Here is a 26,936-nt window from a genome sequence, read left to right on the forward strand (position 1 = left end):
GCCCGCGCTCAGGCGTAGCTGTAGACGCCCTTGCCGGTCTTGCGGCCCAACTGGCCGGCGGCGACCATTTCCTTGAGCAGCGGGCAGGGGCGGTATTTGCTGTCGCCAAAGTCTTTCAGGTAGACCTCCATCACGGCCAGGCAGACATCCAGACCAATCATGTCGGCCAGCGCCAGCGGGCCAATCGGGTGGCTGCAGCCCAGCTTCATGCCGTCATCGATATCCTGGGCAGAGGCAATGCCTTCGGCCAGCACATAGAAGGCCTCGTTGATCATCGGCACCAGAATGCGGTTGACGACAAAGCCGGGCGAGTTCTTCACGCTGATCGGTGACTTGCCCAGGCTCTCGGCCAGTGCCTTGACGGCGTCATGCGTGGCGTCGCTGGTCTGCAGGCCACGGATCACTTCGACCAGCGCCATCATCGGCACCGGGTTGAAGAAGTGCATGCCGATGAACTTGTCGGCGCGCTTGGTGGCAGCAGCCAGCTGGGTGATCGAGATCGACGAGGTGTTCGATGCCAGCAGCACGGACGGGTCGAGCAGCGCATCGACCTGCTGCAGGATCTTGAGCTTGAGCTCGTAGTTCTCGGTGGCCGCCTCGATCACCAGCTGGGCCTTCTGCAGGTCTTCATAGCGGGTGCTGCCCTGGATGCGGCCCAGTGCGGCGGCCTTGTCGGCTTCGCTGATCTTTTCCTTCTTGATCAGACGGTCCAGGCTGCTGCCCACCGTCGCCAAGCCCTTTTGCACGGCGGCGTCCGAAATGTCCACCATCACCACATTCAGCCCGGCCACTGCGCAGGTCTGCGCAATGCCGTTGCCCATGGTGCCTGCACCAATTACGCCTACGGTCTGGATCGTCATCTGTCTTCCTTGGGTCCTGTTGCTGGGAGAGGGGCTGGCCTGCATCCGCCCTGCAGTGCCTATCGGCAAGCCCGGTGGCAAGATCATAGCGGCAGGTATTGCACCGCCGCACAAACTGGGCGACAGAGCAGCGGCCTGGCGAGCGGTCTGCGTTGTTGGAGCGCTTGCCAATAGCGAACTATTGGCTGCGCACTCCGCAGCTAGGCGCCCCCCTAGCATCCCATCTCGCCAGGCCACTGCTCAAGGTTCCTGAAGACACTCTAAAATCCCGTCCATCGCTGCGCCGCAGCCCCTTTGTAGACACGACCTGATATGACCACCTTCGGCACCCCGCTCACCAAGAACGCAACCAAAGTCATGCTGCTGGGCAGCGGCGAGCTGGGCAAGGAAGTGCTGATTGCCTTGCAGCGCCTGGGCGTGGAGACGGTGGCAGTGGACCGCTATGACCATGCGCCCGGCCAGCAGGTGGCGCACCATGCCCGCACCATCACGATGAGCGACCCGGCCCAGCTGACGGCGCTGATCGAGGCAGAAAAGCCCGACATGGTGGTGCCCGAGATCGAAGCCATTGCGACGCCCGCGCTGCAGGCGCTGGAGGCAGCAGGCACCGTGCGCGTGGTGCCCACCGCCCGCGCCACCCGTTTGACGATGGACCGCGAAGGCATCCGCCGCCTGGCGGCCGAGACCCTGGGCCTGCCCACCAGCCCCTACCAGTTCTGCGACAGCCTGGCCGAGCTGCAGGCGGCCATCGATGGCGGCATTGGCTACCCCTGCGTGGTCAAGCCGGTGATGAGCAGCTCGGGCAAGGGCCAGAGCAAGATCGACGGCCCGGCCGATGTGGAAAAGGCCTGGAACTACGCGATGGAAGGCGGCCGGGTGCAGGGCGGCCGCATCATCGTCGAAGGCTTTATCGACTTTGACTACGAAATCACGTTGCTGACCGTGCGCGCCAAGAATGCGGCCGGCCAGATCGAAACCCATTTCTGCGAGCCCATCGGCCATGTGCAGGTACAGGGCGACTATGTGGAAAGCTGGCAGCCGGCCCGCATGGCGCCCGGCGCGCTGACCCTGGCGCAGGACATTGCCCGCGCCATCACCAGCGACCTGGGCACCGGCCTGAACGGCGAGCCCGCCGGCCTGGGCCTGTTTGGCGTGGAGCTGTTCGTCAAGGGCGACCAGGTCTGGTTCAGCGAAGTGAGCCCCCGCCCGCATGACACCGGCATGGTGACCATGATCACCCAGTGGCAAAACGAGTTCGAGCTGCATGCCCGCGCCATTCTGGGCCTGCCGGTGGACACCAGCCTCAAAACCGCTGGCGCCAGCGCCGTGATCTACGGCGGTGTGGATGCCCAGGGCATTGTGTTTGACGGTGTCGATGCCGCCCTGCAGATCCCCGGCACCGAGGTGCGCCTGTTTGGCAAGCCCGAGAGCTTTAGCCGCCGCCGCATGGGCGTGGCGCTGGCCCGCGCGGCCGATACCGACGCCGCGCGCGACAACGCCAAAAAGGCGGCGGCGCTGGTCAAGCCCCGCGTGGCGGCGTAAGCGGCTGGGGCGCAGCGCTCCCTGGACGGCGCCATGGAAAAAGCTGCTGGCTGCCCTTGCGGGGCGTCCAGCAGCTTTTGTTTGGGGTGTGCTTGGTGCGGTGGTTTTTAGTTGGCTTGGCAGCTGTAGCTGTCAGCCACGTTCACATCCCCACTGCCCTTGTAGCGCGGCCAGGTCGGGTACTCGCACAGCGGCCGGGTGCGGCCAGGCACACCCGCGGTGTCGCTGACCACCTGGGCACCAGGCGCGGTGCCAGCGGTCACCCATTGGTCCAGCGCCTTGAGCGAATCCCAGTTGGCATTGAAGGCGGTGCTGGCCGCATGGCCGTAACCCGGTACCTCGTAGTATCGGGCAAAGCTCTTGACGGCGCTGGCGCCCATGGTCTGCTCCAGGCGCTGCCAGTACTGCGCGGTGGCGCGGGTGCTGACGAGCACATCGGCCGTGCCATGCGCCATCAGCAGCTTGCCGCCGCGCTTGTAGAAGGCCGACAGGTCGGTGCTGTTGATGTCCTGCAGCTTGGTGAGCTGGTGGATGCGGTCGGTCCAGGCGCCAGGGTTTTGCGGATCGAGCGACAGCGCATCAAAGTTGGCATCGCGGGTCACAAAGTAGCGCACCCACTGGTCCCAGAACACTGCCCAGTACGGAGCGGTGAGCGGCGCAGGGCTGGCCGGGGCGGTGGTGTTCATCGCCAGCAGGTTGACGGTGGGTTGCAGCGGGCTGCTGCCTTCCTCTCCCAGTTCCGAGCCCCAGACGTTGAAGCCGGGGTACTGCGTCTCGCCACTGCCCAGCGGGGCGCTGAAGCGGATTTCGCTGTTATAGGTCTTGAGCGCGCTGATCATCGCATCGGACAGGCAGCCTTCCTGGCTGGCGCCACCGGAGCAGCGCAGCGGCTGGCCGCCCACGGTGGCGGTGGCCGGGTCGAACTGGCTGTTGCAGGCGGCCACATTGCTGACCACGCCGTCTTGCACGCCGTCGAGCGCATCGCACTTCTCCAGCGCCGCCTGGCGCAGCAGCTTGCGCTGGCCCAGGCTGGGGTAGGCGCCGGGCTGGGCAAAGGCGCGGCTGATGCGGCCAAACTGCAGATCCAGGCTGGCCGCATTCCAGGCGGGGTACCAGGCGACGACGCCATCCCAGTCGGACGGCCATTTCTGGGCCACGGCCAGTGCTTCGCGCCCGCCGGTGGAGCCGCCGATGAAGTAACGCTTGTCCGGCTTTCTGCCGTAAAAGCGCGTCACCAGCACCTCGGCCACGTCGCTGACTTTCTTCAGCGCAGCGCCGGAGAAGTTGGCGACCGCTTCGTCATTCGTGCCAAAGCTGCCATCGCGGCTGCCGGCTGCCCCGGCCTGGTGGCCGGAGTCGCTGCCAAACACCGCATAGCCCTGGTTGAGCAGCGGGTAGGCACCCTGGCTGGCGGGGGCGGCCGGGTAGGTGTAGAGGCTGGGCATCACGCCGTTGTAGCCGCCGCCGCCCACCATCACCACCTTGCCATTCCAGTCCTTGGGCAGCAGCAGGCCCATCTTGATGGCCGGGGCGCCAGGGTCGACCGGGGCGATCGAGATATTGGCCCGTACCGAGGCGGGGGGCTGTGCGCCGGTGGCGGCGCTGGGCGTTTCGGTCGAGGTCACCGTGGCGCCGCTGGTGGGCAGACCGATCTGGCTGGCTGCCACCTGCTGCTTGGCCAGGGCCAGGCTGGCCTCGTCAAAATTGAAGCTGTGCGAACCGCCGCTGCCGCAGGCGGACAGCGCAAGGACCGCGCTGGCGACCGCCGTCAGAGGGATAAGGCGCCGCAGGGGTGGGAGGATGGTTGTGGTCACTGTGTCTCCTGGTTGTTATGGTGCGGGCGCAAAGGCTTCTTCACGGCCCGCCGACCATTGTGGAAGTGAGGCGCACAGTTATCCACAGGGTTTGCAGTTAGGTAGTTCCCCATAAGTAAAAAAGCCAGCACGCTGGTGCTGGCATTGGAGTAAGGGGGCGGTGCAAAGCGCCGCTGGGGAGCGCAACTTACTGGAAGGCCACCTCGGCAAAGCTGCGCAGCTTGCGGCTGTGCAGCCGGTCCACACCGCCTTCGCGCAGGATGTTGACCGCCCGCATGCCGATGCGCAGATGCTGGTCCACCCGCTCGCGGTAGAAGTGGTTGGCCATGCCGGGCAGCTTGATCTCGCCGTGCAGCGGCTTGTCGCTGACGCACAGCAAGGTGCCGTAGGGCACGCGGAAGCGGAAGCCATTGGCGGCAATGGTGGCGCTCTCCATGTCCAGCGCCACGGCCCGGCTCTGGCTGAAGCGGCGCTGGGGGGTGTTGTCGGGCAGCAGCTCCCAGTTGCGGTTGTCGGTGCTGGCCACGGTGCCTGTGCGCATGAAGCGCTTGAGGTCGTCCTCGGGCACCTGGGTCACATCGGCCACCGCCTGCTGCAGCGCGACCTGGATCTCGGCCAGCGCAGGGATGGGCACCCACAGCGGCAGTTCTTCGTCCAGCACATGGTCCTCGCGCACATAGGCATGGGCCAGCACATAGTCGCCCAGCTGCTGGCTGTTGCGCAGGCCGGCGCAGTGGCCCAGCATCATCCAGGCGTGGGGGCGCAGCACGGCGATGTGGTCGGTGATGGTCTTGGCATTGGCCGGGCCCACACCGATGTTGACCATCGTGGTGCCCGACTGGTCGGCGCGCACCAGGTGGTAGGCGGGCATCTGCGGCAGGCGCGGAGGCGGGCTGCCCAGCGCATCCACGGCCTCGGGCGCCAGGCCCTGGCGGCGGGTGACGACATTGCCCGGCTCGATAAAGGCGATGTATTCGCTGTCGGGGTTGGCCATTTCGGCGCGGCCCAGGCGGATGAACTCGTCGATATAGAACTGGTAGTTGGTGAACAGCACAAAGTTCTGGAACCACTCGGGCAGGGTGCCGGTGTAGTGGCGCAGGCGCTGGAGCGAGTAATCCATGCGCGGCGCGGTGAACAGCGACAGCGGCTGCGGCTCGCCCGGCTTGGGCTCCCAGGTGCCGTTGGCGATGCCGTCGTCCATCGCATGCAGGTCGGGCAGGTCGAAGACGTCGCGCATCAGCATGCGGCGCTCGGCACTCAGCTGGCCTTCGATGTGGTCGTTGTCGGCAAACGAGAAATGGATCGGAATCGGCTGGCTGCTGGTGCCCACTTCCAGCTCCACATTGTGGTTCTCGATCAGCAGCCGGAACTGCTCGGCGTAGTAGTTGGCAAACAGGTCGGGGCGGGTCAGCGTGGTTTCGTAGTGGCCAGGGCCCTCGACAAAGCCATAAGCGAGCTTGCTGTCGGCCCGCGCCACGGTACGCGTGTGCAGGCGCACAAAGGGGTAGCAGGCGCGGTACGGGGCCGCCGGGGTCTCGCCCGCCACAAAGCGTTGCATGGCCTGGCGCAGGAATCCGATCTGTTCGGCATAGATGGCCTGCACCTGCGCCAGCGCGGATTGAGCCGTGCGGTGGCTGGTCGGTGCGGTAAAGGCAGGTTTGGTATAGGTCATGCACCATTGTGCCTCTGCTTTGGGGCGGCGGCATGACAAATCGCCTGCCTGCAGCGCTGTGGACGAGGGCGGATTTCAGGGCTTCCCGCCGGGTGGTTGGCGGCCCCTGGCCCGGGCGCGGGATAATCGCGGCATGAACGCAACCAACACCCCCGCCAACGCAGCGGACGCCGCCTCCTTTAGCCAACTGCCGCTGGGCCAGACCATGCAGGCCAATCTGCAGCAGCTGGGCTATACGCAGATGACGGCAATCCAGGCGGCCAGCCTGCCCTTTGCGCTGCAAGGCAAGGATGTCATCGCCCAGGCCAGCACCGGCAGCGGCAAGACGGCCGCCTTTGGCCTGGCCCTGCTCGCCCGCCTGAACCCGCGCTGGTTTGCGGTGCAATCGCTGGTGCTCTGCCCCACCCGTGAGCTGGCCGACCAGGTCGCCACCGAAATCCGCCGCCTGGCGCGCGCCGAAGAGAACATCAAGGTCGTCACCGTCTACGGCGGTGTGCCTTCGCGCAACCAGATTGCCAGCCTGGAGAACGGCGCCCACATCATCGTCGGCACCCCGGGCCGGGTGATGGATCTGATGGAGCGCAACGTGATCGACCTGGCCGCCCTCAACACGCTGGTGCTCGACGAGGCCGATCGCATGCTCGACATGGGCTTTTATGGCGATATCGTCACCGTTGCCAGCCAGTGCCCGGCCGAGCGCCAGACCCTGCTGTTCTCGGCCACCTACCCCGAGGGCATTGCCCAACTGGCCGAGCGTTTCATGCGCGATCCGCAGACCGTCAAGGTCGCCTCGCAGCACAGCGCACACAAGATCGAGCAGCGCTGGTACGAGGTCAAGGAATCCGAGCGCCTGCATGCCGTATCTCAGCTGCTGGCGCATTTCCGGCCCGAGTCGTCCATCGCCTTTTGCAACACCAAGCAGCAGTGCCGTGACCTGGTCGAGGTGCTGCAGGCCCAGGGCGTCAGCGCATTGGCGTTGTTTGGCGAGCTGGAGCAGCGCGAGCGTGACGAAGTGCTGGTGCAGTTTGCCAACCGCAGCTGCAGCGTGCTGGTGGCCACCGATGTGGCCGCGCGCGGGCTGGACATTGCCAACCTGGCTGCCGTCATCAATGTGGACACCACGCCCGATCCGGAAGTCCATATCCACCGCATTGGCCGCACCGGCCGGGGCGATGCCGAAGGTCTGGCGCTGAGCCTGGCCAGCATGGACGAGATGGGCTCGGTCGGCAAGATCGAAGTGCTGCAGGGGCGCGAGTCGCAATGGCATCCGCTGAGCGAGCTGACCCCCGCCTCCAGCCAGCCCATGGTGCCGGCGATGCGCACGATCCAGATCATTGGCGGGCGCAAGGAAAAGATCCGTGCCGGTGACGTGCTGGGCGCCATGACGCGCGACTTTGGCTATGCCAAGGAGCAGATTGGCAAGATCAATGTGAACGACTTCTCGACCTATGTGGCCGTCAGCCGCGACATCGCCCACAAGGCGGTGGACCGCCTCAACAGCGGCCGGGTCAAGGGCAAGACCGTCAAGGCCCGCCTGCTGTAAACCAGGCCACACCCCGCCATGAAGCCCGCTTTATCCGTCGCAGCCCATAGCCGCTGGACCACGCCCGAGAACCTGCTGCGCATCTCGGTGGTGGTGGCCATTGCCACGATTGCCCTCAAGACCAGTGCCTGGGCCGTCAGCGGCTCGGTGGGCTTGTTGTCCGATGCGCTGGAATCGCTGGTCAACCTGGTGGGCGCCCTGTTTGCGCTGGGCATGGTGACCATCGCCAAGCGCCCGGCTGACGAGGGCCACCCCTATGGCCACACCAAGGCGGAGTACTTCTCGGCCGGCTTTGAGGGCCTGCTGATCTTTGGCGCGGCGATGGCCATCGTCTGGGCCTCGGTGGACCGCCTGCTCCACCCCCAGCCGCTGGAGCAGCTGGGCTGGGGCATTGCGCTGTCGATGCTCAGCACGGCGCTCAATGGTGGGCTGGCCTGGGTCATGCTGCGCGCAGCGCGCGAGCACCAGTCCATGGCGCTGGAAGGCGATGGCCGCCACCTGATGACCGATGTCTGGACCTCGGCCGGTGTGGTCGGCGGCTTGCTGCTGGCGATGCTGACCGGCTGGCATTGGCTGGATGCGGTGCTGGGCATTGCGGTGGCCTTGCATATCTTCAAAGAGGGCGGCCGGCTGGTCTGGCGCTCGTCGCAGGGCTTGATGGACGAATCCATCGACGCGGAGACCCTTGCCAAGATCGAGCGCTGCGTGCGCGCCTTCGAGGCGCAAACCGGCGGCGCCGTGCACTGCGACAAGCTCAGCACCCGGCGCGCTGGCGCGCTGCACTTTATCGACATGCACCTGCACATGCCCGGCGGCTGGAGCCTGGCCCACGCCACCCAGCTGCGCATGCAGCTTGAAGCCGCGCTGCTGCAGGAGCTGCCGCAGGCACGCATCAGCATGGAAGTGCTGCCGCTGGGCGTGCAAACCCAGACCGAGGCTGTGCAGCGCTATGGCGATGCACCCAGTCCCTGAACCCTGAACCCCGGCTGCAGCGTTTGCGCCTGCCGCCTTTCCGGAAACAAGAATCTCCCATGATCAGCGTATTGCAACGGGTGCGCGAAGCGCGTGTCGAAGTGGATGGCCAGGTGATCGGCCAGATCGGCCATGGCCTGCTGGCCCTGGTCTGTGCCGAGCGCGGCGACAGCCAGGCAGACGCCGACAAGTGGCTGGCCAAGATGCTCAAGCTGCGCATCTTCCAGGACGAGGCTGGCAAGATGAACAAGAGCGTCGTCGATGTGGCCGGTGGCCTGCTGATCGTGAGCCAGTTCACGTTGGCGGCAGATACCAGCGGCGGCAACCGCCCCAGCTTTACCCAGGCCGCGCCCCCGGCCGATGGCGAGCGCCTGTACGACTACGTGGTGGCACAGGCCCGTGCGCTGCACCCCGAGGTGGCGACCGGCCGTTTTGGCGCGGACATGAAGGTCTACCTGATGAACGACGGCCCGGTGACGATCCCGTTGCGCATCACGCCGGCCGCTGTGGCGGCGGGCGCCTGAAGCCCATCCTCAGCGAGGTCATCTGGCGCCAGCCAAGAGGCAGCTAGACTCAGTCCCTTTGCCACCAAGAGGACGAAAGACACCGATGACCGAGATGGAAAAAGCCGCTGCCGGCCTGCTGTACGACGCCAACTACGACCCCAGCGTGCTGCAGCTGCGCGATGCCGCCAAGGAAAAGCTGTTTGCCTTCCAGCAGATTGGCGCGCACCGGCGTGCCGAGCGCGAAGCGGTCTTGCGCGGCCTGCTGGGCAAGCTGGGCCGCAACCCCGTGTTCGATGGCCCGTTTCTCTGCGACTACGGCTTCAACATCGAGATCGGCGACCACTTCTACACCAATGTGAACCTGGTCATCCTCGATGCCGCCAAGGTCCGCATCGGCAACAACGTCTTCATCGCGCCCAATGTCGGGCTCTACACCTCCGGCCACCCGCTCGATGCCGGACGGCGCAACCAGGGCCTGGAGTTTGCCCTGCCCATCACCATTGGCGACAACGTCTGGATTGGTGCCGGCGTGCAGGTGCTGCCCGGCGTCAGCATCGGCGCGGGCAGCGTGATTGCGGCCGGCGCCATTGTCACCAAGGATGTGCCCGAAGGGGTGGTCAGCGCGGGCAATCCGGCGCGGGTGCTGCGTGCTATTACGGACAAGGACAGCCAAGCTTACAGCTGAGGTTTTGCCGTGGCTTGATGCCTGCTGCAGGCTGCTTTTCTGAAAGGGAAGCAGCCTTTTTGTTGGGCGCTGGCTGTGTCAGCAATACCTGAATGGCCGGCAGCCTGGGCGCTGCAGTGGGCGCCAATGCTGTCAGCCACAGCGGCTTCACGATTATCTGTGGTGGTTACACGGCGGCTTGGTCCCGATGCAGGCTGCCAAATATGCCGCAGACCTTGTCAGTCACCAACGCCGTCTATAAGAGGTTCTTCGGTCACGTCAGCGTTTGAGGGCGGTTGTTGGCTTTTACATTTTTCGTGATTTTTAAAAGGCGGTAGTTGCGGCATGGTTGCTGTCATTTTGTAAGGTGATGACTAAAGCGAGCTTTGTAAAACACGGGGTGCTGTGTTTTTGAAGTGGGTAATGACGCAGCTGGCTTTTATTTATTCAATCGTTTAATGATCTAAGCTGTTTGGAGTATTTTTCATTTGAAATGAATGTCTGCATAGTAGTTGGCAGCCTTGGGAAATGCTGGTGATGGAAGTGGAAAGGGTAATCGAATATCGGCAATCCGGTCTTTTGACTTCGGCCCCAGGTATTTGCCAGGTCTGCATGCGGGCTACCGTGCAAGGTAGCAAATTCATTTTCAAAGGAGTTATCGATGAAAAGTGGCATATTTCTAAGCAGGCTGCTGTTGTCTGCCTTCTTGCTCGGTGGTTCTGTATCACAGGCGGTGGCGCAAAAGATTCTGTTGCTTACCACCAATGCGGCCAGTACATCCGACGAGTTAGCAGAGGTGGACGCTGCTTATGACAACCTGCAAAACGAGTTTGCATCGGTACTGGCGAATCCCGAAGAAATCACGAGGCTGTCAGTGCTAGGCCATCCCGACGCTATTTCAGCAGAGACCTTCAACACGCCAACGGGCCCCTACGATATGGTGATTGTTGCAAACGCCAATAGAATCATCGATCCATCCAACTGGCAGGTGCTGGAGCAAGCCTTGGCCAATCGTTGGGCGGAAGCCATGGTTTTCTTTGTCGATGGATGTTGTGATGAAGCCAGCCTCGAAGGCAATATAGATGTAATGATAGGCGCCTTGAATACCGGAACAATGTCAGAATTTTCGAGAGGAATCTCCGAAGTTGAAAGTGAGGTTTCCTTAAATGCTGACTCGCCCTATGCCCTTGCGTTTGAGAGCGTAGGGATTCAGCAAGGTGGCCGCTTTACCTTAATCGACTCGGTTCCTCAGCTAAATGTACTGTACAGCGGCACAATGAGTATCCCTCAAGTCGCTCAATTAGGGTCGAGCAACATGGTCTATGGCCTCACGATTCCTAAAGCGCAGTCCAATGGTGGCCTAGGTGCCTGTGTGTTTGTGATGATGGATACCTTCTTCTTTTTCGAGAATGTTTGGGCTCAATACCAAGGCAAGATCGCCCCCGCATTCCTCGACGCAGCCACTTCGGCAACCGGTGCTTGCGGTGTGCCCGAAGTCAGGGCCAGTTTTGACAAGTCTGACCTCCACTTGGGGACGGGCGACAACGGCGTGACCTTGACCATCAGCTTGCTCAACGTCACACCCCATGACTTCAACAACCTGACCCTGGCCAACAATCTGCCTGCACCATTGGTTGTCGCAGGGGGCGCCATCAGCAACACCTGTATAAAAGGCAGCCTTGGCGCTGGCGAGGGTGGCAACGTCATCGATTACACCGGCTTTACCGTGCCTCCCGGTGGCTGCGCTATCACCGTACCAGTAACCTGGCCCAATACTGATGCGGGTGTTCAGGCATGCCGCAGCAGCCCTTCGGTCACCAACACCATCACACCAGGCAGCGATTTTCTCTCGCAGACCGGACAGATCAATACGCCCGCTACCGCATCGCTGGTCTGCCACGCTCCGGATGAGCTCATCGTCAAGCAGCCAGAGCGAGTACCTGCGCTGGACAGCAGCAAGCTGGCGTTGATGGGGGCGGCATTGACGCTGCTGGGGATGTGGGCACTGCGCCGCAGGCAGCGCAGTTGATCGGGCTGGGGTTGGTCTTCCTTCAGGCCAAGCTGCGCAGCGCGCGTTGGCAGATGCGTTCGGTGCTGGGCAATGGCGCATCGCCCAGCCACTGGTTGCAGAGTTGGCGCACCCAGTCGGGCTGGTCCTTGGCCGCATCGTTGAGCCAGTTGGCGACGGAATCCTGCACATAGACAGAGGGGTCGGCACGCAGCGCCTGCAGCAGTGGCAGGGCCTGCGCAGGTGCTTTTTTGAGCGCGCTGATGTGCGCGCACCAGACGCCGCGCGGGCGCAGCGCCTCGCAGGCAAAGCGGCGCAGTTTGTCGGACGGCAATGCCGTCCACGGCATCAGCTGCGCGATGGCTTGGTCCAGATCGCTGGCCAGATGCGGGCGCAAGGCCATCCAGGCCCATTCGCGCACGCCAAAATGCCCGTCGTCCGCCAGGCTTTGGATGGCAGCCAGGCGTGCGGGCAGTGCCAGCCCCGGCTGAGCACCGACCATGAAGCAGGCCCAGCCGCGCACCGTGTCTGCCGGGTGGCCGCGGCACTGTGCGATGCCCTCGGCGCCCAGCGCATGCAGCAGCAACTCCGCCATGCGGCCCATGCGTTTGAGAATGCCCAGCGCGCAAGCGGCATCCGCCTGCTGCAAGGTCTGGGCAGAGAGATCGGGAAAGACTGTGCGCAGCAGCTGCGCCTGGTTGAGCGCCGTGCATTCAGCCAGGGTGGCCGTGGCGATCTCGCCGTTGGACAGCGCTTGCAGCACATCGGAGGGGATATCGGCGGCGCGGCTCGCGCCTTTGCGTCGGCTGCTCATGGCGCTGGCGGGCCCAGGTTGCGGGCCACTTTGTCCAGCAGCTGGGCCAGCTGCTGGCGCTCGCTGGCCGACAGACCAGCATACAACCCTGCGATCCAGCGGCTGTGCTGCGCAAACACCTGTTGCGCCACCTGCTGGCCTTTGCCGGTAAGCCGTATGCGCAGCGCGCGGCGGTCGCCGGCCTCGGCATGGCGGGCCGCCAGGCCTTCGCGCTCCAGGCCATCGAGCAGGCCGGTGACGGTGGCCCGGGTCACGCCCGCACGCTCGGCCAGGGTGTTGGGGGCCAGTCCATCGGGCGCAGCGTCGAGCAGGAACAGCAGCACAAAGCGCCCTTCCGACAAGCCGTGGGGCGCCAGCAGGCGGGCGCAGTCGCGGTCAATGCCTGCTGCCAGTGTGAGCGTCTGGAAGCAGAGGCGGATCCCTGTCACATCGGGCATGCCGCACCGCTGGGCTTCGTCCAGCAGGGCGTTGTACTTTTGGGCGAGTTGCATGGTGGTGGCTGATAGTAAGGTGGCTAATTATATGCGCAAGTCTGGATCGTCCATCCGCTGCGCGTGCCTGTACGGGTATGTCTGCCGCCGTCTGTATGCGGCATTGCTGCGGTTGCGCGGATGCCGATGCCAGGCCCATCCACGATAAAGAAATTTTCGATTGTGGGATTTTGCTATTTCTGTTTCTTTGTCACCGGAATGGGCCATGGTGCTGATAGGCTCGGTCAGAAAGTTTGCAGAAACAGGGGCCGAAAATAATGGGGATCCCTGGCGATTATTTTGCCCGGCGGGATTTAGCGTGGCGTTGGTTGCTGCTTATTTATTGGTGTTGTTAATAATAAAATTTGGATTAGATATTTTTCTTTGCGGCTTGGCAGGCGCATAGTGGGCTCTCGCAAGCAAAGCCGAAAATTATCGGCGATTTGGTACCAAGTCAGACATGTCGGTCCGCGCATAGTGACAAATTTGTCCTTGTTTTTCTTTCTCGAAACATATACCGGCCATGCGCATGCCGGTGAATGGTTCCAAACGCGGTTATCCAATATCTGTCCCGAAAATCCTGAGCTGGCATGCGCACGTCAGCATAAGGTCAGGGAATAGGCAGACCTTCTCAAGGAGAAAGCCATGAAAAGCCCACTGTTTTTTGCCAAACTGCCGGCCACGGCCATTTTTCTGTTCACAGGCATGCAGCCGGCAGCTGCGCAGCGGGTGCCGGATGGGGGCGCAGCGCATTTTTTGCCCTATGCACTGCCGTGTTTGGAGCAAGGGCGCGGGAGACCAGCAGTTTCATCCTCGGTGGTGCTGGCCATGGTTGATTGCAAAATACGCCCGGCGCTGCGTTTAAGCAGGTCTCCCATCCCTGCTGGTATGCGCTGGATGCAGGGGCGCGTTGCATATGGACCTGTATCCGGGCTCCCGGATGTGGCGGTGCTTCCCACCGGCATCGTTCCAACCACCCCGTGGAGCCACCGCGCCACCGGTTTTACAGGTACCAGCGACCAGGGCTTGCGTGGCGTATTGCCCGGCTCAAGCGCCAGAGCGGCGCCAGCTGACGGGGACCCGCCCCGCAGGCGGCCACCTTATACCGTCAAACTGGTGCTGATGGGCGCAGCGCTTGCCTTGCTGGTTTTGGGGGTGGGACACACAACAGCGCGGCGCTGGTAGCGCCAGCCGCCATCAATCCAGCGCTGCCACCGGCAGGATCAGCCCAAATGTCGTTTCCCCGCTCTGCGACTGCGCAAAGACCGAGCCGCCATGCATCGTCGCAATGGCTTTGACAATGGCCAGGCCGAGGCCGTGGTTGCGCTCCGGGTTGTGGCGCGAGGCATCGGCGCGGTAGAAGCGGTCGAACAGGTGGCGCAGGTGTTCGGGTGCGATGTCGGGCCCGGTGTTGGAGACGGTGATGACCGCATGGGCATGCTCGTGCTGCCAGCGCGTGCGTATGCCGATGCGGATGGCCGAGCCCGCCAGCGCATAGCGGGTGGCATTGCTCAGCAGGTTGGACAGCGCGCGGCGCACCAGCGGCGCATCGACCTGGGCCTGGGCATCGCCGCTCACCGCCAGCTGCAGGTCGGCATCCAGCGCAACCGCCTCGTAGAACTCGGCCACATCCTGGGCCACGGCGGCCAGGCTGACAACACCGGTCTCGCGCGCGCCCACGCCCTGGTCGGCGCGCGACAGAAACAGCATGTCGCCCACCATCGCGGCCATGCGGCCCAGGTCCTCCAGGTGCGATGCCAGGACCTCCCGCAACTCCTCGACCGAGCGCGGTTTGCGCAAGACCACCTCGGTGCTGGAGATCAACGTGGCCAGCGGGGTGTTGAGCTCATGGGCCACATCGGCGTTGAAGGCTTCGAGCTGGCGGTAGGCGTCGGCCAGGCGATCCAGCAAGGCATTGAACTGCGTGACGATGGGCTGCAACTCCTGGGGCAGACCGCTGCCGTCCAGCCGGCGCTCGAAATCGCGCGCCGACAGCAGGCTGATCTGCGAGACCAGCGACTCGATGGGCTGCAAGCTGCGCTGCACCAGCAGGCCGCCAAACAGCGCCAGCAGCAAGGAGCCCGCGACCATCGCGGCAAACAAGGTCCCGCCCAGGCCATGCAGCAAGGCTTGGTCAGGGCGCAGGTCCATCACCAAGGTGGCGGTGGCCGCGCGCGCCGGGTGGTACTGGGGTGCGGTGATGGTGACCGCAAAATTGCGGCGCAGCGTGTGGTGGCTGCTCCAGTCTGCCGGGATGCTGTCAAACAGCACATGGCCTTGGTTGTCCACGACGCGTATCGCGTAGTCGCCGTGACCGGCGAGAAAATCGGTGAGCAGGTGGTCCAGCGCCTTGTCGCGGTGGGCCGTGCTGTCATCGCGCAGCACATGCATCAGCGATTGCTGTTTTTGGTCGAGCATCTCCTTTTGGCGGGCCGTCAAGGTATTGTCGAACACCAGAAACACCACCAGGCTGACGGCGCCCAGGCCCAGCATGGACAGCAAGGCCATCCAGCGTGAGAGCCGGCGCCCCAGGTGCGGTATGGCGGGCGCTGGGCTCATGGCGGGGCCCGGCTCTCCAGCACATAGCCCATGCCGCGCACCGTGTGGATCAGCGGCGAGGCAAACGGCTGGTCGACCTTCATGCGCAGGCGCCGCACCGCGACTTCGACCACATTGGTCTCGCTGTCAAAGTTCATGTCCCAGACCTGGGAAGCCAGCTCGGTGCGCGAGAGCACCTCGCCCTGGCGGCGCAGCAGCATGGCCAGCAGGTTGAATTCCTTGGCCGTCAGATCGAGCCGCACGCCGGCGCGCACGGCCTTGCGGCGGATCAGGTCCAGCTCCAGATCGGCCTGGCGCAGCACGGTGGGCTCAGGCGACGCGGGGTGGGCCTGCGCGCGGCGCAGCAGCACCTGGATGCGGGCCACCAGCTCGGAGAACGCAAAGGGCTTGATCAGGTAGTCATCGGCCCCGCTTTGCAAGCCGCGTACCCGGTCCTGCACATCGCTGCGGGCCGTCAGCATCAGCACTGGGGTGGATTTGGACTGGCGCAGCGCTGCCAGCACCGCGAAGCCATCGATGCCGGGGAGCATGCCATCGAGCACGATCAGGTCGTAGTTCAGCTCCATGGCCAGATGCAGGCCATCGATGCCGTTGGTGGCGACATCGACGGTGTAGCTCTCCTCGGCCAGACCTTTGCGAAGGTACTCGCCGAGCTTGGCTTCGTCTTCAATCAGCAGCAGTCTCATGGCCGCCATTGTCCCTGATGGCGCACGCGGGCGCGGATTACAAATTTGTCATCTTCCTGTCGGCCTGGTGTTCGTCGCCGCTTTCTACAGTCGCTGGCATCGCATACGGATACCGCCTGCACCGGGGGCCTGCGGTGTCTGCCGCTCCCTTGCGCCGGGCGCCGCCAACGCCTGGCTGTGCGCGGCCCGCCACCATAGGAGAAGCCGCTATGACCACCCCGCAGCCAGCCCCCACCCGGGCCGGCACCCGTCCCCCACGCCCGGCATGGCCCGCCTGGTTGCTGAGCGCAGCGCTGGCCAGCAGCTGGCTGCCGCCCGCCCATGCCCAGGCCGATGCACAAAGCCAGGCAGGCGTGGCGGCGCAGACTACCCCGGCGATCACGCTGGCTGCCGCCTGGGACAAGGCGCTGGCCGCCAACCCGGGCTTGCAGGCGGCCCGCCATGGCGCCGCGGCCGCCGACGGTCTGGTGATGCAAAGCCAGGCGCGACCCAACCCGGAGCTGGCGGTCAACATCGAAGACACCCGGCCCGAGACCCGAACCAATACCGTGCAGATCAACCAGCGGATCGAGCTGGGTGGCAAGCGCGAGGCACGCATGCAGCTGGCAGACAGCGAGAAGGCAGCGGCAGAGGCGGGTGTAACGGCCGCACTGGCGGCCTTGCGCTACCAGCTGCTCATCAACTTCAACGAGCTGCTGCTGGCCCAGCAGCGGGTGGATTTTGCGAACCAGACCCATGCGCTGGCAACGCAGGCGCTGGACGCCGCCAACAAACGGGTGCAGGCGGGCAAGGTGCCACCGCTGGAAGCCAGCCGTGCCCAGGTGGCGCAGGCCAATGCCGCGATGGAGCTGGAGCAGGCCCATGCCTTGACGCGCGTGGCGCAGCACAACCTGGCCGCGCTCTGGGGCGGGCGCGGCGCCGAGCTGGGCCTGGCCAGCGGCGATTTTTTGACCACCACGGCGGCGCCGACCGCCGAGCAGCTGGACCAACGGCTGGACGAGGCACCCGCGATGGTGCTGGCCCAGCGCGCGCTGGCGCAAAGCCAGGCCGCATCGGCGGTGGAGCGCAGCAAGCGCGTGCAGGACCCGACGGTGAGCCTGGGCGTCAAGCGCGCCCGCGATGTCGGGCGCAACCAGGTGTTTGTCGGCGTCAGCATCCCGCTGCCGCTGTTTGACCGCAATGCCGGCAACCAGCTGCAGGCCCTGCGCAAGGTGGACCAGGCCGAGCAGCAGCTGCAGGACCAGCGCCTGCAACTGCAGGCCCAGGTGTTTGCCGCCCGCCAGCAGTGGATCAGCAGCAACCAGCAGGTGGCGCTGCTGCAAAGCCAGGTGATTCCCACCGCGCAGTCGGCCTATGAGCTGGCCGTGCGCGGTTTTTCGCTGGGCAAGTTCAGCTTTCTGGACGTGCTGGACGCCCAGCGCAGCCTGTTTGACAGCCGGCGCCAGCTGCTGGACCAGCTGATGGCATCGCACCGCGCCCGTGCGGAGATTGAACGCATCTTTGGCACGCCAGCGCTGGCGGCCGCTCCAGGAGTCTGAACCCATGTCCGAGAAAAACAGATTCGATAGCTCGCTGACCTCGTCCAAACAGTGGATCGCGGCGGCGGTCATCGCGGCCGCCGGCGTGGCCGGTGGCGCCTATTTGCTGCGCAGCCCCGGCAGCGCAGCCGCAGCACCGGCAGCAGGCCATGCCGATGCGCCATCCCACAAAGATGGCGAGCACCATGGTGAAGCAGCTGCCAAAACCGGTGCAAAAGCCGGCGGGCAAGCCGATGCGCACCAGGAGGCAGGCCAGCATGGCGATGGTGAACACCATGACGACAAGGCCGAGGCTGGCCGCAAGGATGCGCATGGCGCTGCGGAAGGCGGCCATGCAGAAGGCGAGGAAGCGGGCGAGGGCCTGGTCAAGCTGAGTGCCACGCAGGCCAAGGCGGCCGGTGTGGTGGTGGCCCAGGCGGGGCCGGCGTCCATCAAAAAGCAAGTGCTGCTGCCCGGCGAAATCCGCTTTGACGAAGACCGCACGGCCCATGTGGTGCCCAGGGTGGCGGGGGTGGTGGCCTCGGTCCATGCCCAGCTGGGCGAGCAGGTGGCCAAGGGGCAGCTGCTGGCGGTGATCCAGAGCCCGGCGGTGTCTGACCAGCGCAGCGAGCTGCAAACGGCGCAGCGGCGGCTGGCCTTTGCCAAGCGCAACCACGATCGCGAAAAGCAGCTGTGGCAGGAGCGCATCTCTGCCGAGCAGGATTACCAGGCGGCCCAGCAAGCGCTGCAGGAGGCCGAGATTGCGGTGGCCAATGCCGCGCAAAAGCTGTCCGCGATTGGCGCGGGCGCAGGCGCGGGCGGATCGAGCCGCTATGAGCTGCGCGCGCCGCTGGCCGGCATGGTCGTCGAGAAGCACCTGACCGTGGGCGAATCGGTGACCGACAGCACGGCCTCGTTCACCGTCTCGGACCTGCGCTCGGTCTGGGCAGAGATCAGCGTGGCCGCGCCGCAGCTGCCCGATGTGCGCATGGGCGCGCCGGTGGTCGTGCGCGCCACGGCCTTTGACTCCCAGGCAGAAGGCCGGATTGCCTATGTGGGTGCGTTGATTGGCGCGCAAACCCGCACCGCGCCAGCGCGCGTGGCGCTGGCCAACCCGCAGGGGGTGTGGCGGCCGGGCCTGTTTGTCGATGTGCAGGTGCTGGCGGGCGAGTCGCCGGTCGCCGTGGCGGTGGACGCCAAGGCCATCCAGCGGCCGGACGGCAAGGAGAGCGTGGTGTTTGTGCCGGCCGAGGGCGGCTACCAGGCGCAGGTGGTGCAGCTGGGCACGACGGACGGCAAGACCACCGAGGTGACATCGGGCCTGAAGGCGGGGCAGAGCTATGTCAAGGAGGGCTCGTTCATGCTGCGGGCCGAGCTGGGCAAGGCATCTGCCGAGCACGCGCATTGATCGGGGGTCTGCATGTTTGAGCGCATCATCCGTTTTTCCATCGAGCAGCGCTGGCTGCTCATCCTGGCGGTTTTCGCCATGGCTGCACTGGGCGTTTTCAGCTACCAGCGCCTGTCCATCGATGCGGTGCCTGACATCACCAATGTGCAGGTGCAGATCAACACCCAGGCGCCGGGCTATTCGCCGCTGGAGACCGAGCAACGCATCACCTACCCCATCGAGACCGTGATGGCCGGCCTGCCGCACCTGGAGCAGACGCGTTCGCTGTCGCGCTATGGGCTGTCGCAGGTCACGGTGATCTTCAAGGATGGCACCGACATCTACTTTGCGCGACAGCTGGTCAATGAGCGCATTCAGGAGGCGCGTGAGAAATTGCCGCCCGGGATTGCACCGAGCATCGGCCCCATCTCCACCGGCCTGGGCGAAATCTACCTGTGGACGGTGGAGGCCGAGGAGGGCGCCAAAAAGGCTGATGGCAGCCTCTACACGCCGATGGACCTGCGCGAGATCCAGGATTGGGTCATCAAACCGCAGCTGCGCAATGTGCCCGGTGTGACCGAGATCAACTCCATCGGCGGCTTTGCCAAGGAGTACCTGGTGGCACCCCGGCCGGACAAGCTCGCGTCCTATGGCATCTCGATGGACAAGCTGGTGGCGGCGCTGCAGAGCAACAACACCAATGTAGGCGCCGGCTATATCGAGCGCGAAGGCGAGCAGTACCTGATCCGCGCGCCCGGCCAGGTCCAGGGCATTGCCGATATCCAGGAGGTGATCGTGGGCAGTACCCAGGGCCAGCCGGTGCGCGTGCGCGACCTGGCCGAGGTAAGCCTGGGCCGCGAGCTGCGCACCGGCGCGGCCACTGACAACGGCCGCGATGTGGTGCTGGGCACCGTGTTCATGCTGATCGGGGAGAACAGCCGCGTGGTCTCCAAGGCGGTGGATGCGCGCATGGAGTCGATCCGCAAGACCCTGCCCGAGGGGGTGAAGATCGTGACCGTCTACGACCGCACCACCTTGGTGGAAAAAGCCATTGCCACGGTGAAGAAAAACCTGGTCGAGGGCGCGGCGCTGGTGGTGGTGGTGCTGTTTTTATTCCTGGGCAATATCCGCGCTGCGCTGATCACGGCGCTCATCATTCCGCTGTCGATGCTGTTCACCTTCAGCGGGATGGTGAAGTTCGGCATCAGCGCCAACCTGATGAGCCTGGGCGCGCTGGACTTCGGCATCATCATCGACGGGGCGGTGGTGATTGTGGAGAACTGCGTGCGGCGCCTGGCGCATGCGCAGGAGCGCAAGGGCAGCCCGCTGTCGCGCAGCGAGCGCTTCCATGAGGTGTTTGCCGCCGCCAAGGAAGCGCGCCGGCCGCTGCTGTTCGGGCAGCTGATCATCATGGTGGTCTACCTGCCGATCTTTGCGCTGACGGGGGTGGAGGGCAAGATGTTCCACCCGATGGCGCTGACGGTGGTGCTGGCGCTGGCGGGCGCGATGCTGCTGTCCATCACCTTCATCCCGGCGGCGATTGCGCTGTTCATCGGGGCGAAGGTGGGCGAGAAGGAAAACCGCCTGATGACCTGGGCGCGCAAGGCCTACGAGCCCTTGCTGGCGCGGGTGATGCGCATGCCGGTGGTGGTGCTGACGGCAGCCGTCGTCTCGGTGGCCCTGAGCCTGCTGCTGGCATCGCGCCTGGGCAGCGAGTTTGCACCGAATCTGAACGAGGGCGACTTTGCGATCCAGGCGCTGCGCGTGCCGGGCACGAGCCTGACGCAATCGCTGGAGATGCAGATGCAGATCGAGCGCGCGCTCAAGGACCAGGTGCCCGAGATCGAGCGCGTGTTTGCCCGCACCGGCACGGCCGAGATCGCCTCGGACCCGATGCCGCCCAATATCTCGGACGGCTACATCATGCTCAAGCCGCGTGCGCAGTGGCCTGACCCGCAGCGCAGCCGCGAGGACCTGCTCGCCCAGGTGCAGGAGGTGGTCGAAGCGATTCCGGGGAGCAACTACGAGTTCTCGCAGCCGATCCAGCTGCGCTTCAACGAGCTGATATCGGGAGTGCGCAGCGATGTCGCGGTGAAGGTGTTTGGTGACGATATGCAGGTGCTGGAGCGTACTGCCCAATCGATTGCCGCGATGCTGCAGAAGGTGCCCGGCGCCTCCGAGGTGAAGGTGGAGCAGACCACCGGCCTGCCGATGCTGACGGTGCTGGTGGACCGCGAGAAGGCATCGCGCTATGGCCTGAACATGGGCGACGTGCAGCAGACCATTGCCACAGCGGTAGGCGGCCAGGAGGCCGGCACGGTGTTTGAAGGCGACCGCCGCTTTGACATCCAGGTGCGCCTGCCCGAAGCGCTGCGCAGCGACCTGGCCGCGCTGGAGCGCCTGCCCATTGCGCTGCCGCAGCAGGAGGGCAGCCGTCTGGGCTTTGTGCCCTTGTCGGCGGTGGCCAGCTTTGCGCTGTCGCCCGGGCCTAACCAGGTCAGCCGGGAGGATGGCAAGCGCCGCATTGTGGTGAGCGCCAATGTGCGCGGCCGCGATATCGGCTCCTTTGTCGAGCAGGCGCAGCAGGACCTGGGTGCGATGGCCTTGCCCAGTGGCTACTGGACGCGCTGGGGCGGCACCTTTGAGAACATGCAATCCGCCCAGCAGCGGCTGCAGATTGTGGTGCCCGTCGCGCTGCTGCTGGTGTTCACGTTGCTGTTTGCGATGTTCAACAACGTGCGCGATGGCCTGATCGTCTTTACCGGCATTCCGTTTGCGCTGACCGGCGGCATTCTGGCGCTGTGGCTGTGCGGTATTCCGCTGTCGATCTCGGCAGCGATCGGCTTTATTGCGCTGTCTGGCGTGGCGGTGTTGAACGGCCTGGTGATGATCTCGTCGATCCGCGCGCTGCGCGAGGGTGGACTGGCCGTTCCCGATGCCGTGCACACCGGTGCGCTGTCGCGCCTGCGGCCGGTGTTGATGACGGCCCTGGTGGCATCGCTCGGCTTTGTGCCGATGGCCATTGCAACCGGCACGGGTGCTGAGGTGCAGCGGCCGCTGGCCACCGTCGTGATTGGCGGCATCCTGTCGTCAACCGTGCTGACCTTGCTGGTGCTGCCCTTGCTGTACCGCCTGGTGCACCGGCGCGATCCGTCGGAGGACGAGTTGGACAGCAAAGAGGACATTGACAAGCCCGCTGCGCACCTGGCTTGAGCCACTCAGCGCACTAATTTCACAGCCATGGCTTTGTTTTGTCTGCCGTTTACGCAGTCCGCGCATTGCAGCAATGTCATCTGGCTGTGGGGCTTTGGTCAGCGTGTTTTTTCAACAATGGAGCCATCTCGCATGCAGCCGCAGCGAGCGTATTTCCACCCTCATGAAAGGCAATGCAACCATGCAAAAAGCACCTACCTCCACCCTGTTGTCCCTGGCTTTCGCAGCCCTGTCGCTGGGCATGCTGAACAGCGCATCGGCCAGCGCGACCTTGCACTCGGCACCCACGGAAAAGGGCTACGAGCTCTACCCCGAGCATGCCCAGCCGGGCAAGAGCCGCGCGCAGGTGCAGGCGGAGACGGTAGAGGCGCTGCAAAAGCGCGGACCCAACGCCTTGCGCAGCAGCAACTACCCGCCTGCACCTGCTGCTTCCGGTCCCGGCAAGACGCGTCAGCAGGTGATGGACGAGTACAGCAGCGAGACGCCGGCCGAGAGAAAGGCCCGCCTGCAAATGTTCCGTGGCTGAACACCGCGTGGCTCTGGAAGGTGGCGCAGTGCGCCACCTTTTTTTGCGCCCACGGGCCTAAACAGCGAACCCGTGCCTAGCGCACATGCAGATGCTGTTTGACCGCGGGCGCCGCTGGCGTCTCGGCCAGGCCGGCGAGGATGCCGCAGTGCTCCACGTCCTGGGTGCCCCGGCAGCGGTCACGCAGGGCGATCAGCTGGGCCTCCAGTCCGCGCAGCTCCTGGATGCGCAGGGCGACATGGCCGATATGCGCTTCGATCAGCTTGTCGACGGTTTCGGCGCAGTCCTGGGCGGGCTCGTCCTTGTAGCGCAGCAGCTCGCGCACTTCGTCCAGCGACATCTGCAGCCCCCGGCAATTGCGGATGAACTGCAGGCGCTCTAGGTGTTGCGCCTCATAGACGCGGTAGTTGCTGGCGGTGCGCGTGGGCTGCGGCAGCAGGCCTTCGCGCTCGTAGTAGCGGATGGTTTCCACGGGCGTTGCCGAGGCCGTGGCCAGTTCACCGATTTTCATGTCATTGCCCTCATGTCCATACGGAGTCTAGCGATTTAGGCTTGACATTGTAGTTACTACAGGGTTTTTAATCGAAGCAACAGGGAGCACGCTCTATGACCCAAATAAATTCCAAGCCCATGACTGCCCATTCCGACACCGCGCAACGCCATTCCGATGGCCATGCTGCAGCATCCTGCTGCGCTGGCAAAGACCACCAGGCCGCCGCAGTGGCCGCCAACGGGCATGACCACAGTCACGACAACGATCACGATCACGATCACAGCCATGGTCACGACCATGCGCATTCGCATTCCCATGCCCCTGCAGCAACGGCTGCAGCGCATGCGCATACCGATTGCTGCACCCCTGATCTGGGCGCTGCCGCCACCGCCAGCTCGGCGTTGAAGGCCGATGACGGTGCCTTGCTGCTGCGCATTCCCGCGATGGACTGCCCGGTCGAAGAGGGGCAGATTCGCCAGATCCTCGAAGGCGCGGCGGGCGTCAAGCTGCTGCAGTTTGACCTGCCGGCCCGCACCTTGCGGGTGGAGGCCGACCCGCAGCAATGGGCCGCAGTGACGGAGAAGATCCAGTCCGCAGGCTTCAGCACCGAGACGCTGTCGGCACCCCCCGCTGCTGCCGATGTGCAAAAGGCGCAGCGTGTGGAGCTCTACCGCCTGATTGCGGCCTTGGTGGTGGCAGCCACCGCAGAGCTGCTGCACCTGCTGACCCCCGAGACCTCGGTCTGGCGCATGGTCGGCATGGCCGTCGCCGCGCTGGCGATTGCGTTGTCAGGCCTGGGCGTGTTCAAGAAAGGCCTGTCGGCGTTGCTGCGCGGCCAGCTGGGCATCAATGCACTGATGAGCGTGGCGGTGATTGGCGCCTTTGCGATCGGCCAGTGGCCTGAGGCGGCCATGGTGATGGCGCTGTACTCGCTGGCCGAGCTGATCGAGGCACGCTCGGTGGACCGCGCGCGCAATGCGATTGCCCAATTGTTGGCACTGTCGCCTCCGCAGATCGAGGCCCGGCAGGCCGATGGCAGCTGGCAGATCCAGGACGCCAAGACAGTGGCCGTCGGCACCCTGGCGCGGGTCAAGCCCGGTGAGCGTTTTGCGCTCGATGGCGTGGTGACCAGCGGCCAAAGCGCGGTGGACCAGTCCTCCGTCACCGGCGAGAGCATTCCGGTGGACAAGGCGCCGGGCGACCCGGTGTTTGCCGGCACTATCAACCAAAGCGGCTCGCTGGAGTTCGAGGTCAGCAAACGCTCGGCCGACACGGTGCTGGCCCGCATCATCCATGCGGTGGAGCAGGCCCAGGGCCAGCGTGCGCCCACCCAGCGTTTTGTGGACAGCTTTGCCCGCATCTACACCCCCGCCGTCTTTGTGCTGGCGGTCGCAGTCGCGGTGCTGCCCCCGCTGATGCTGGGCTGGCCCTGGCTGACGGCGATCTACAAGGCGCTGGTGCTGCTGGTCATCGCCTGCCCTTGCGCGCTGGTGATCTCCACGCCGGTGACCGTTGTCAGCGGCCTGTCGGCAGCGGCCCGCCGAGGCATTCTGGTCAAGGGCGGCGCCTATCTGGAAGAGGCGCGCAAGCTGCGCGTCGTGGCGCTGGACAAGACCGGCACCATCACCGCCGGCACCCCCCAGCTGGTGCAGACCCGCATGCTGTCGACCAGCACCGATGCCCGGCAGATAGAGCGCATTGCCAAGAGCCTGGCCGCGCGATCGGACCATCCCGTCTCCAAGGCGGTCGCCGCCGGTATCGATGGCGAGGCGCTGGAGGTAGATAACTTTGCCGCCGAGCTGGGCCGGGGCGTCAAGGGCGATATCGCCGGGCAGAGCTATGTGCTGGGCAACCACCGCTGGATCCACGAGCGCGGCCAGTGCTCTGCCGAGGTGGAGGCGCTGATGCTGGCGATGGAAGAGCAGGGGCAGACCGTCTCGGTGCTGGCCAGCGCGCAAGGCGTGCTGGGGCTGTTCGCGGTGGCCGACACCACCAAGGAATCGAGCAAGCAGGCGATTGCCGAGCTGAAGGCCCTGGGCATCCGCACGGTGATGCTGACCGGCGACAACGAAGCCACCGCCCGCGCCATTGCCGCGCAGGTGGGCATCGACGAGGTCAAGGCCAATCTGCTGCCCGAGGACAAGCTCCAGGTCATCAACGGCCTGGTGGCCCAGCAGCCGGCCGGCATGGTGGGCGATGGCGTCAACGATTCCCCCAGCCTGGCCGCCGCGTCGATCGGCTTCTCGATGGGTGGCGCCGGCACCGACATCGCCAAGGAGGCCGCCGACATCCTCATCATGAACGACGACCTGCGCCGCGTGCCGGAAACCGTGCAACTGTCCCAACGCACCTACGCCATCCTGTGGCAGAACATCATCTTCGCGCTGGGCATCAAAGTGGTGTTCTTCGCGCTGGCGGTGTTTGGCAATGCCTCGATGTGGATGGCGGTGTTTGCCGATATGGGGGCGAGCTTGCTGGTGGTGTTCAATGGGCTGCGGTTGTTGCGGGGTGGGGGCAAGACGTAAGCCTGGCCCTTTGAACAGATTCTTGGGCGCTGCTTGCCTTCGGTGGCGTCCAAGCTAGCCCTCACTGCATTGCCGAGCGATCTACTTTTCGGCCCCAGCGCTTATTCAGCAGGGGAAGGTAGACCTCGGCAATGTTCTTGTTGGCGCGGAAGGCTTCGAGCTGGCGCATCTCCAGAAAATACTGTGCCCAGAACGCATTCCACTTTCGCAGCTTTCGAGGTGAGGGAACATGCAGCTTCCAGGGGACGCACACGCACTCTTTCGCACTAATAGGGCAATAAAAGTGCGCTAAATTTTGGTCGCGCCGCTGCAATTTCCTGCAGTCCAGACAGGCGAAAGTCCGGTTGCTCATGCTCTCCTTCCGGGTCAAATAGACGATGCTAGCTACGGAGTGCTAGCCGTGCATAGCTGTGTTTGCTCTTGTTGCAGAATCACGCGAACCCTATTGATCAAGAGGAATTTATATGCGCACACTTCATGAATTGATAGACACCGAGGAGCCCGCGCTATCACTTCTGGAGCAATGGGCTGAGCAGGCAGACCTCCCAGTGGAAATATTGCCGCCAGCCGAAAATAGAGGAGACGTGCTTGTCGAGCTTCAAGTGAGCACCCATTCTGTACTTGGCGCGATGGTGTACGAGACTGGCGGCGTTTTGGTAGACGGCGGATGGCTAAGAATGCTTGGCTCCGGCCATCCAAGATTGCCTCGCAGCATCACTGCCTGGAATGCAGGCAAGACTGACCGATTTTTCTTGGTAGCCGATGACGTTGTGGGGGGATTTTTTGCGCTGAACGGAGGTGCCTTTGGCAGCGACTTAGGAAACGTGTATTACCTCGCGCCGGACACGCTTGAATGGGAAGCTCTTGAGATAGGCTACGCGGCATTCACACAATGGGCGTTTACCAAGAATCTCCATTCGTTTTATGACTCTATGCGTTGGGCTGGGTGGCAGCAAGAGGTGTGTGTTTTGCCGGGCGACCAATGCTTTAATTTTTATCCCTTCCTATATACGGAGCAGGGATCAACGCAGAGCAGCTCACGGCGTGCGATTTCGATTGCTGAGCAGTACGCATTCAACACAGGGGTGGACCGGAGTTCCTAGACAGCTGGTCTCCCGCCGTGGATATGTGATGGGTGGGGGTGAGGAGATCCGCGAACCGGCAT

The 26,936-nt window shown here is 64.4% G+C and carries 23 protein-coding genes; 14 read left to right on the forward strand and 9 right to left on the reverse strand.

All coding sequences use genetic code 11. The annotated features are described in order from the left end of the window. Positions 1–8: 8 nt before the first annotated feature. Positions 9–905: a 3-hydroxybutyryl-CoA dehydrogenase gene (locus tag AB7A72_RS08150; RefSeq protein WP_342395185.1), complete on the reverse strand. Its 897-nt coding sequence runs from the start codon at positions 903–905 to the stop codon at positions 9–11. 267 nt (positions 906–1,172) lie between these two features. Here AB7A72_RS08150 and purT point away from each other — a divergent pair, with 267 nt between their 5' ends. Then, positions 1,173–2,402: a formate-dependent phosphoribosylglycinamide formyltransferase gene (purT, locus tag AB7A72_RS08155; protein WP_239809672.1), complete on the forward strand. Its 1,230-nt coding sequence runs from the start codon at positions 1,173–1,175 to the stop codon at positions 2,400–2,402. A 107-nt stretch (positions 2,403–2,509) separates the two neighbouring features. Here purT and AB7A72_RS08160 read toward each other — a convergent pair whose 3' ends face one another. Both AB7A72_RS08160 and AB7A72_RS08165 read right to left on the reverse strand, forming a co-directional pair. Next, a complete protein-coding gene (locus AB7A72_RS08160; RefSeq protein ID WP_369459588.1) occupies positions 2,510–4,216 on the reverse strand; it encodes a tannase/feruloyl esterase family alpha/beta hydrolase in 1,707 nt (568 codons plus the stop codon). 187 nt (positions 4,217–4,403) lie between these two features. Beyond that, the gene (locus AB7A72_RS08165) at positions 4,404–5,888 is read right to left on the reverse strand and encodes an AMP nucleosidase (RefSeq protein ID WP_239809670.1); all 1,485 of its coding nucleotides are present in this window, start codon (positions 5,886–5,888) and stop codon (positions 4,404–4,406) included. 133 nt (positions 5,889–6,021) lie between these two features. On the opposite strand from AB7A72_RS08165, the gene dbpA reads away from it, so the two are divergent. The 5 genes from dbpA to AB7A72_RS08190 all read left to right on the forward strand — a co-directional run bounded on the left by dbpA (position 6,022) and on the right by AB7A72_RS08190 (position 11,602). Next, positions 6,022–7,431 carry an ATP-dependent RNA helicase DbpA gene (gene dbpA / locus AB7A72_RS08170; protein WP_239809669.1) on the forward strand — a complete coding sequence of 470 codons (1,410 nt, stop codon included), beginning with the start codon at positions 6,022–6,024 and terminating at the stop codon, positions 7,429–7,431. A gap of 18 nt (positions 7,432–7,449) precedes the next feature. After that, the gene (locus AB7A72_RS08175; protein ID WP_369459589.1) at positions 7,450–8,403 is read left to right on the forward strand and encodes a cation diffusion facilitator family transporter; all 954 of its coding nucleotides are present in this window, start codon (positions 7,450–7,452) and stop codon (positions 8,401–8,403) included. A gap of 59 nt (positions 8,404–8,462) precedes the next feature. After that, entirely contained in the window at positions 8,463–8,927 is a 465-nt protein-coding gene (gene dtd / locus AB7A72_RS08180) for a D-aminoacyl-tRNA deacylase (RefSeq protein WP_312411459.1), read from the forward strand. A gap of 85 nt (positions 8,928–9,012) precedes the next feature. After that, positions 9,013–9,594, forward strand: coding sequence for a sugar O-acetyltransferase (locus AB7A72_RS08185; protein ID WP_369459590.1), 582 nt, complete (start codon positions 9,013–9,015; stop codon positions 9,592–9,594). A 640-nt stretch (positions 9,595–10,234) separates the two neighbouring features. Further along, complete coding sequence (locus AB7A72_RS08190; protein ID WP_369459591.1) at positions 10,235–11,602, forward strand: DUF7933 domain-containing protein; 1,368 nt, start codon at positions 10,235–10,237, stop codon at positions 11,600–11,602. Positions 11,603–11,624: 22 nt separating this feature from the next. Here the strand turns inward: AB7A72_RS08190 and AB7A72_RS08195 are convergent, their stop codons facing one another. Further along, complete coding sequence (locus tag AB7A72_RS08195; protein WP_369459592.1) at positions 11,625–12,395, reverse strand: DNA alkylation repair protein; 771 nt, start codon at positions 12,393–12,395, stop codon at positions 11,625–11,627. After that, on the reverse strand, positions 12,392–12,886 hold the full coding sequence (locus AB7A72_RS08200; RefSeq protein ID WP_369459593.1) for a MarR family winged helix-turn-helix transcriptional regulator: 495 nt from the start codon (positions 12,884–12,886) through the stop codon (positions 12,392–12,394). The genes AB7A72_RS08195 and AB7A72_RS08200 overlap by 4 nt, the downstream gene beginning before the upstream one ends. 160 nt (positions 12,887–13,046) lie before the next feature. Here AB7A72_RS08200 and AB7A72_RS08205 point away from each other — a divergent pair, with 160 nt between their 5' ends. Further along, positions 13,047–13,271 (forward strand): hypothetical protein, encoded by a 225-nt coding sequence (locus AB7A72_RS08205; RefSeq protein ID WP_369459594.1) that lies wholly within the window; start codon positions 13,047–13,049, stop codon positions 13,269–13,271. 239 nt (positions 13,272–13,510) lie between these two features. Next, on the forward strand, positions 13,511–14,050 hold the full coding sequence (locus tag AB7A72_RS08210) for a hypothetical protein (protein ID WP_369459595.1): 540 nt from the start codon (positions 13,511–13,513) through the stop codon (positions 14,048–14,050). Between the two features lie 12 nt (positions 14,051–14,062). Here the strand turns inward: AB7A72_RS08210 and AB7A72_RS08215 are convergent, their stop codons facing one another. Then, entirely contained in the window at positions 14,063–15,424 is a 1,362-nt protein-coding gene (locus tag AB7A72_RS08215) for a heavy metal sensor histidine kinase (RefSeq protein ID WP_369459596.1), read from the reverse strand. Continuing rightward, positions 15,421–16,110 (reverse strand): heavy metal response regulator transcription factor, encoded by a 690-nt coding sequence (locus tag AB7A72_RS08220; protein ID WP_239809659.1) that lies wholly within the window; start codon positions 16,108–16,110, stop codon positions 15,421–15,423. The genes AB7A72_RS08215 and AB7A72_RS08220 overlap by 4 nt, the downstream gene beginning before the upstream one ends. Before the next feature lie 209 nt (positions 16,111–16,319). Between AB7A72_RS08220 and AB7A72_RS08225 the strand changes: the two genes are divergently transcribed. The 4 genes from AB7A72_RS08225 to AB7A72_RS08240 all read left to right on the forward strand — a co-directional run bounded on the left by AB7A72_RS08225 (position 16,320) and on the right by AB7A72_RS08240 (position 22,753). Continuing rightward, a complete protein-coding gene (locus AB7A72_RS08225; protein WP_369459597.1) occupies positions 16,320–17,648 on the forward strand; it encodes a TolC family protein in 1,329 nt (442 codons plus the stop codon). 4 nt (positions 17,649–17,652) lie between these two features. Next, positions 17,653–19,035 (forward strand): efflux RND transporter periplasmic adaptor subunit, encoded by a 1,383-nt coding sequence (locus tag AB7A72_RS08230; protein WP_369459598.1) that lies wholly within the window; start codon positions 17,653–17,655, stop codon positions 19,033–19,035. Between the two features lie 12 nt (positions 19,036–19,047). Beyond that, entirely contained in the window at positions 19,048–22,227 is a 3,180-nt protein-coding gene (locus tag AB7A72_RS08235; RefSeq protein WP_369459599.1) for a CusA/CzcA family heavy metal efflux RND transporter, read from the forward strand. Between the two features lie 181 nt (positions 22,228–22,408). After that, a complete protein-coding gene (locus AB7A72_RS08240; protein ID WP_369459600.1) occupies positions 22,409–22,753 on the forward strand; it encodes a DUF4148 domain-containing protein in 345 nt (114 codons plus the stop codon). A gap of 76 nt (positions 22,754–22,829) precedes the next feature. On the opposite strand, the gene cadR is transcribed toward AB7A72_RS08240, so the two are convergent. Beyond that, complete coding sequence (gene cadR, locus AB7A72_RS08245) at positions 22,830–23,264, reverse strand: Cd(II)/Pb(II)-responsive transcriptional regulator (protein WP_312411437.1); 435 nt, start codon at positions 23,262–23,264, stop codon at positions 22,830–22,832. Between the two features lie 119 nt (positions 23,265–23,383). On the opposite strand from cadR, the gene AB7A72_RS08250 reads away from it, so the two are divergent. Next, positions 23,384–25,771, forward strand: a complete 2,388-nt coding sequence (locus AB7A72_RS08250) for a heavy metal translocating P-type ATPase (RefSeq protein WP_407064960.1) — start codon at positions 23,384–23,386, stop codon at positions 25,769–25,771. 61 nt (positions 25,772–25,832) lie between these two features. Here AB7A72_RS08250 and AB7A72_RS08255 read toward each other — a convergent pair whose 3' ends face one another. Then, a complete protein-coding gene (locus AB7A72_RS08255; protein WP_369459602.1) occupies positions 25,833–26,123 on the reverse strand; it encodes a hypothetical protein in 291 nt (96 codons plus the stop codon). A 112-nt stretch (positions 26,124–26,235) separates the two neighbouring features. Between AB7A72_RS08255 and AB7A72_RS08260 the strand changes: the two genes are divergently transcribed. Next, positions 26,236–26,874: a DUF2625 domain-containing protein gene (locus AB7A72_RS08260; protein ID WP_312835286.1), complete on the forward strand. Its 639-nt coding sequence runs from the start codon at positions 26,236–26,238 to the stop codon at positions 26,872–26,874. The last annotated feature ends 62 nt before the right edge of the window (positions 26,875–26,936 follow it).

This window comes from Comamonas sediminis (genome assembly GCF_041107495.1).
Classification (GTDB): domain Bacteria; phylum Pseudomonadota; class Gammaproteobacteria; order Burkholderiales; family Burkholderiaceae_C; genus Comamonas; species Comamonas sediminis.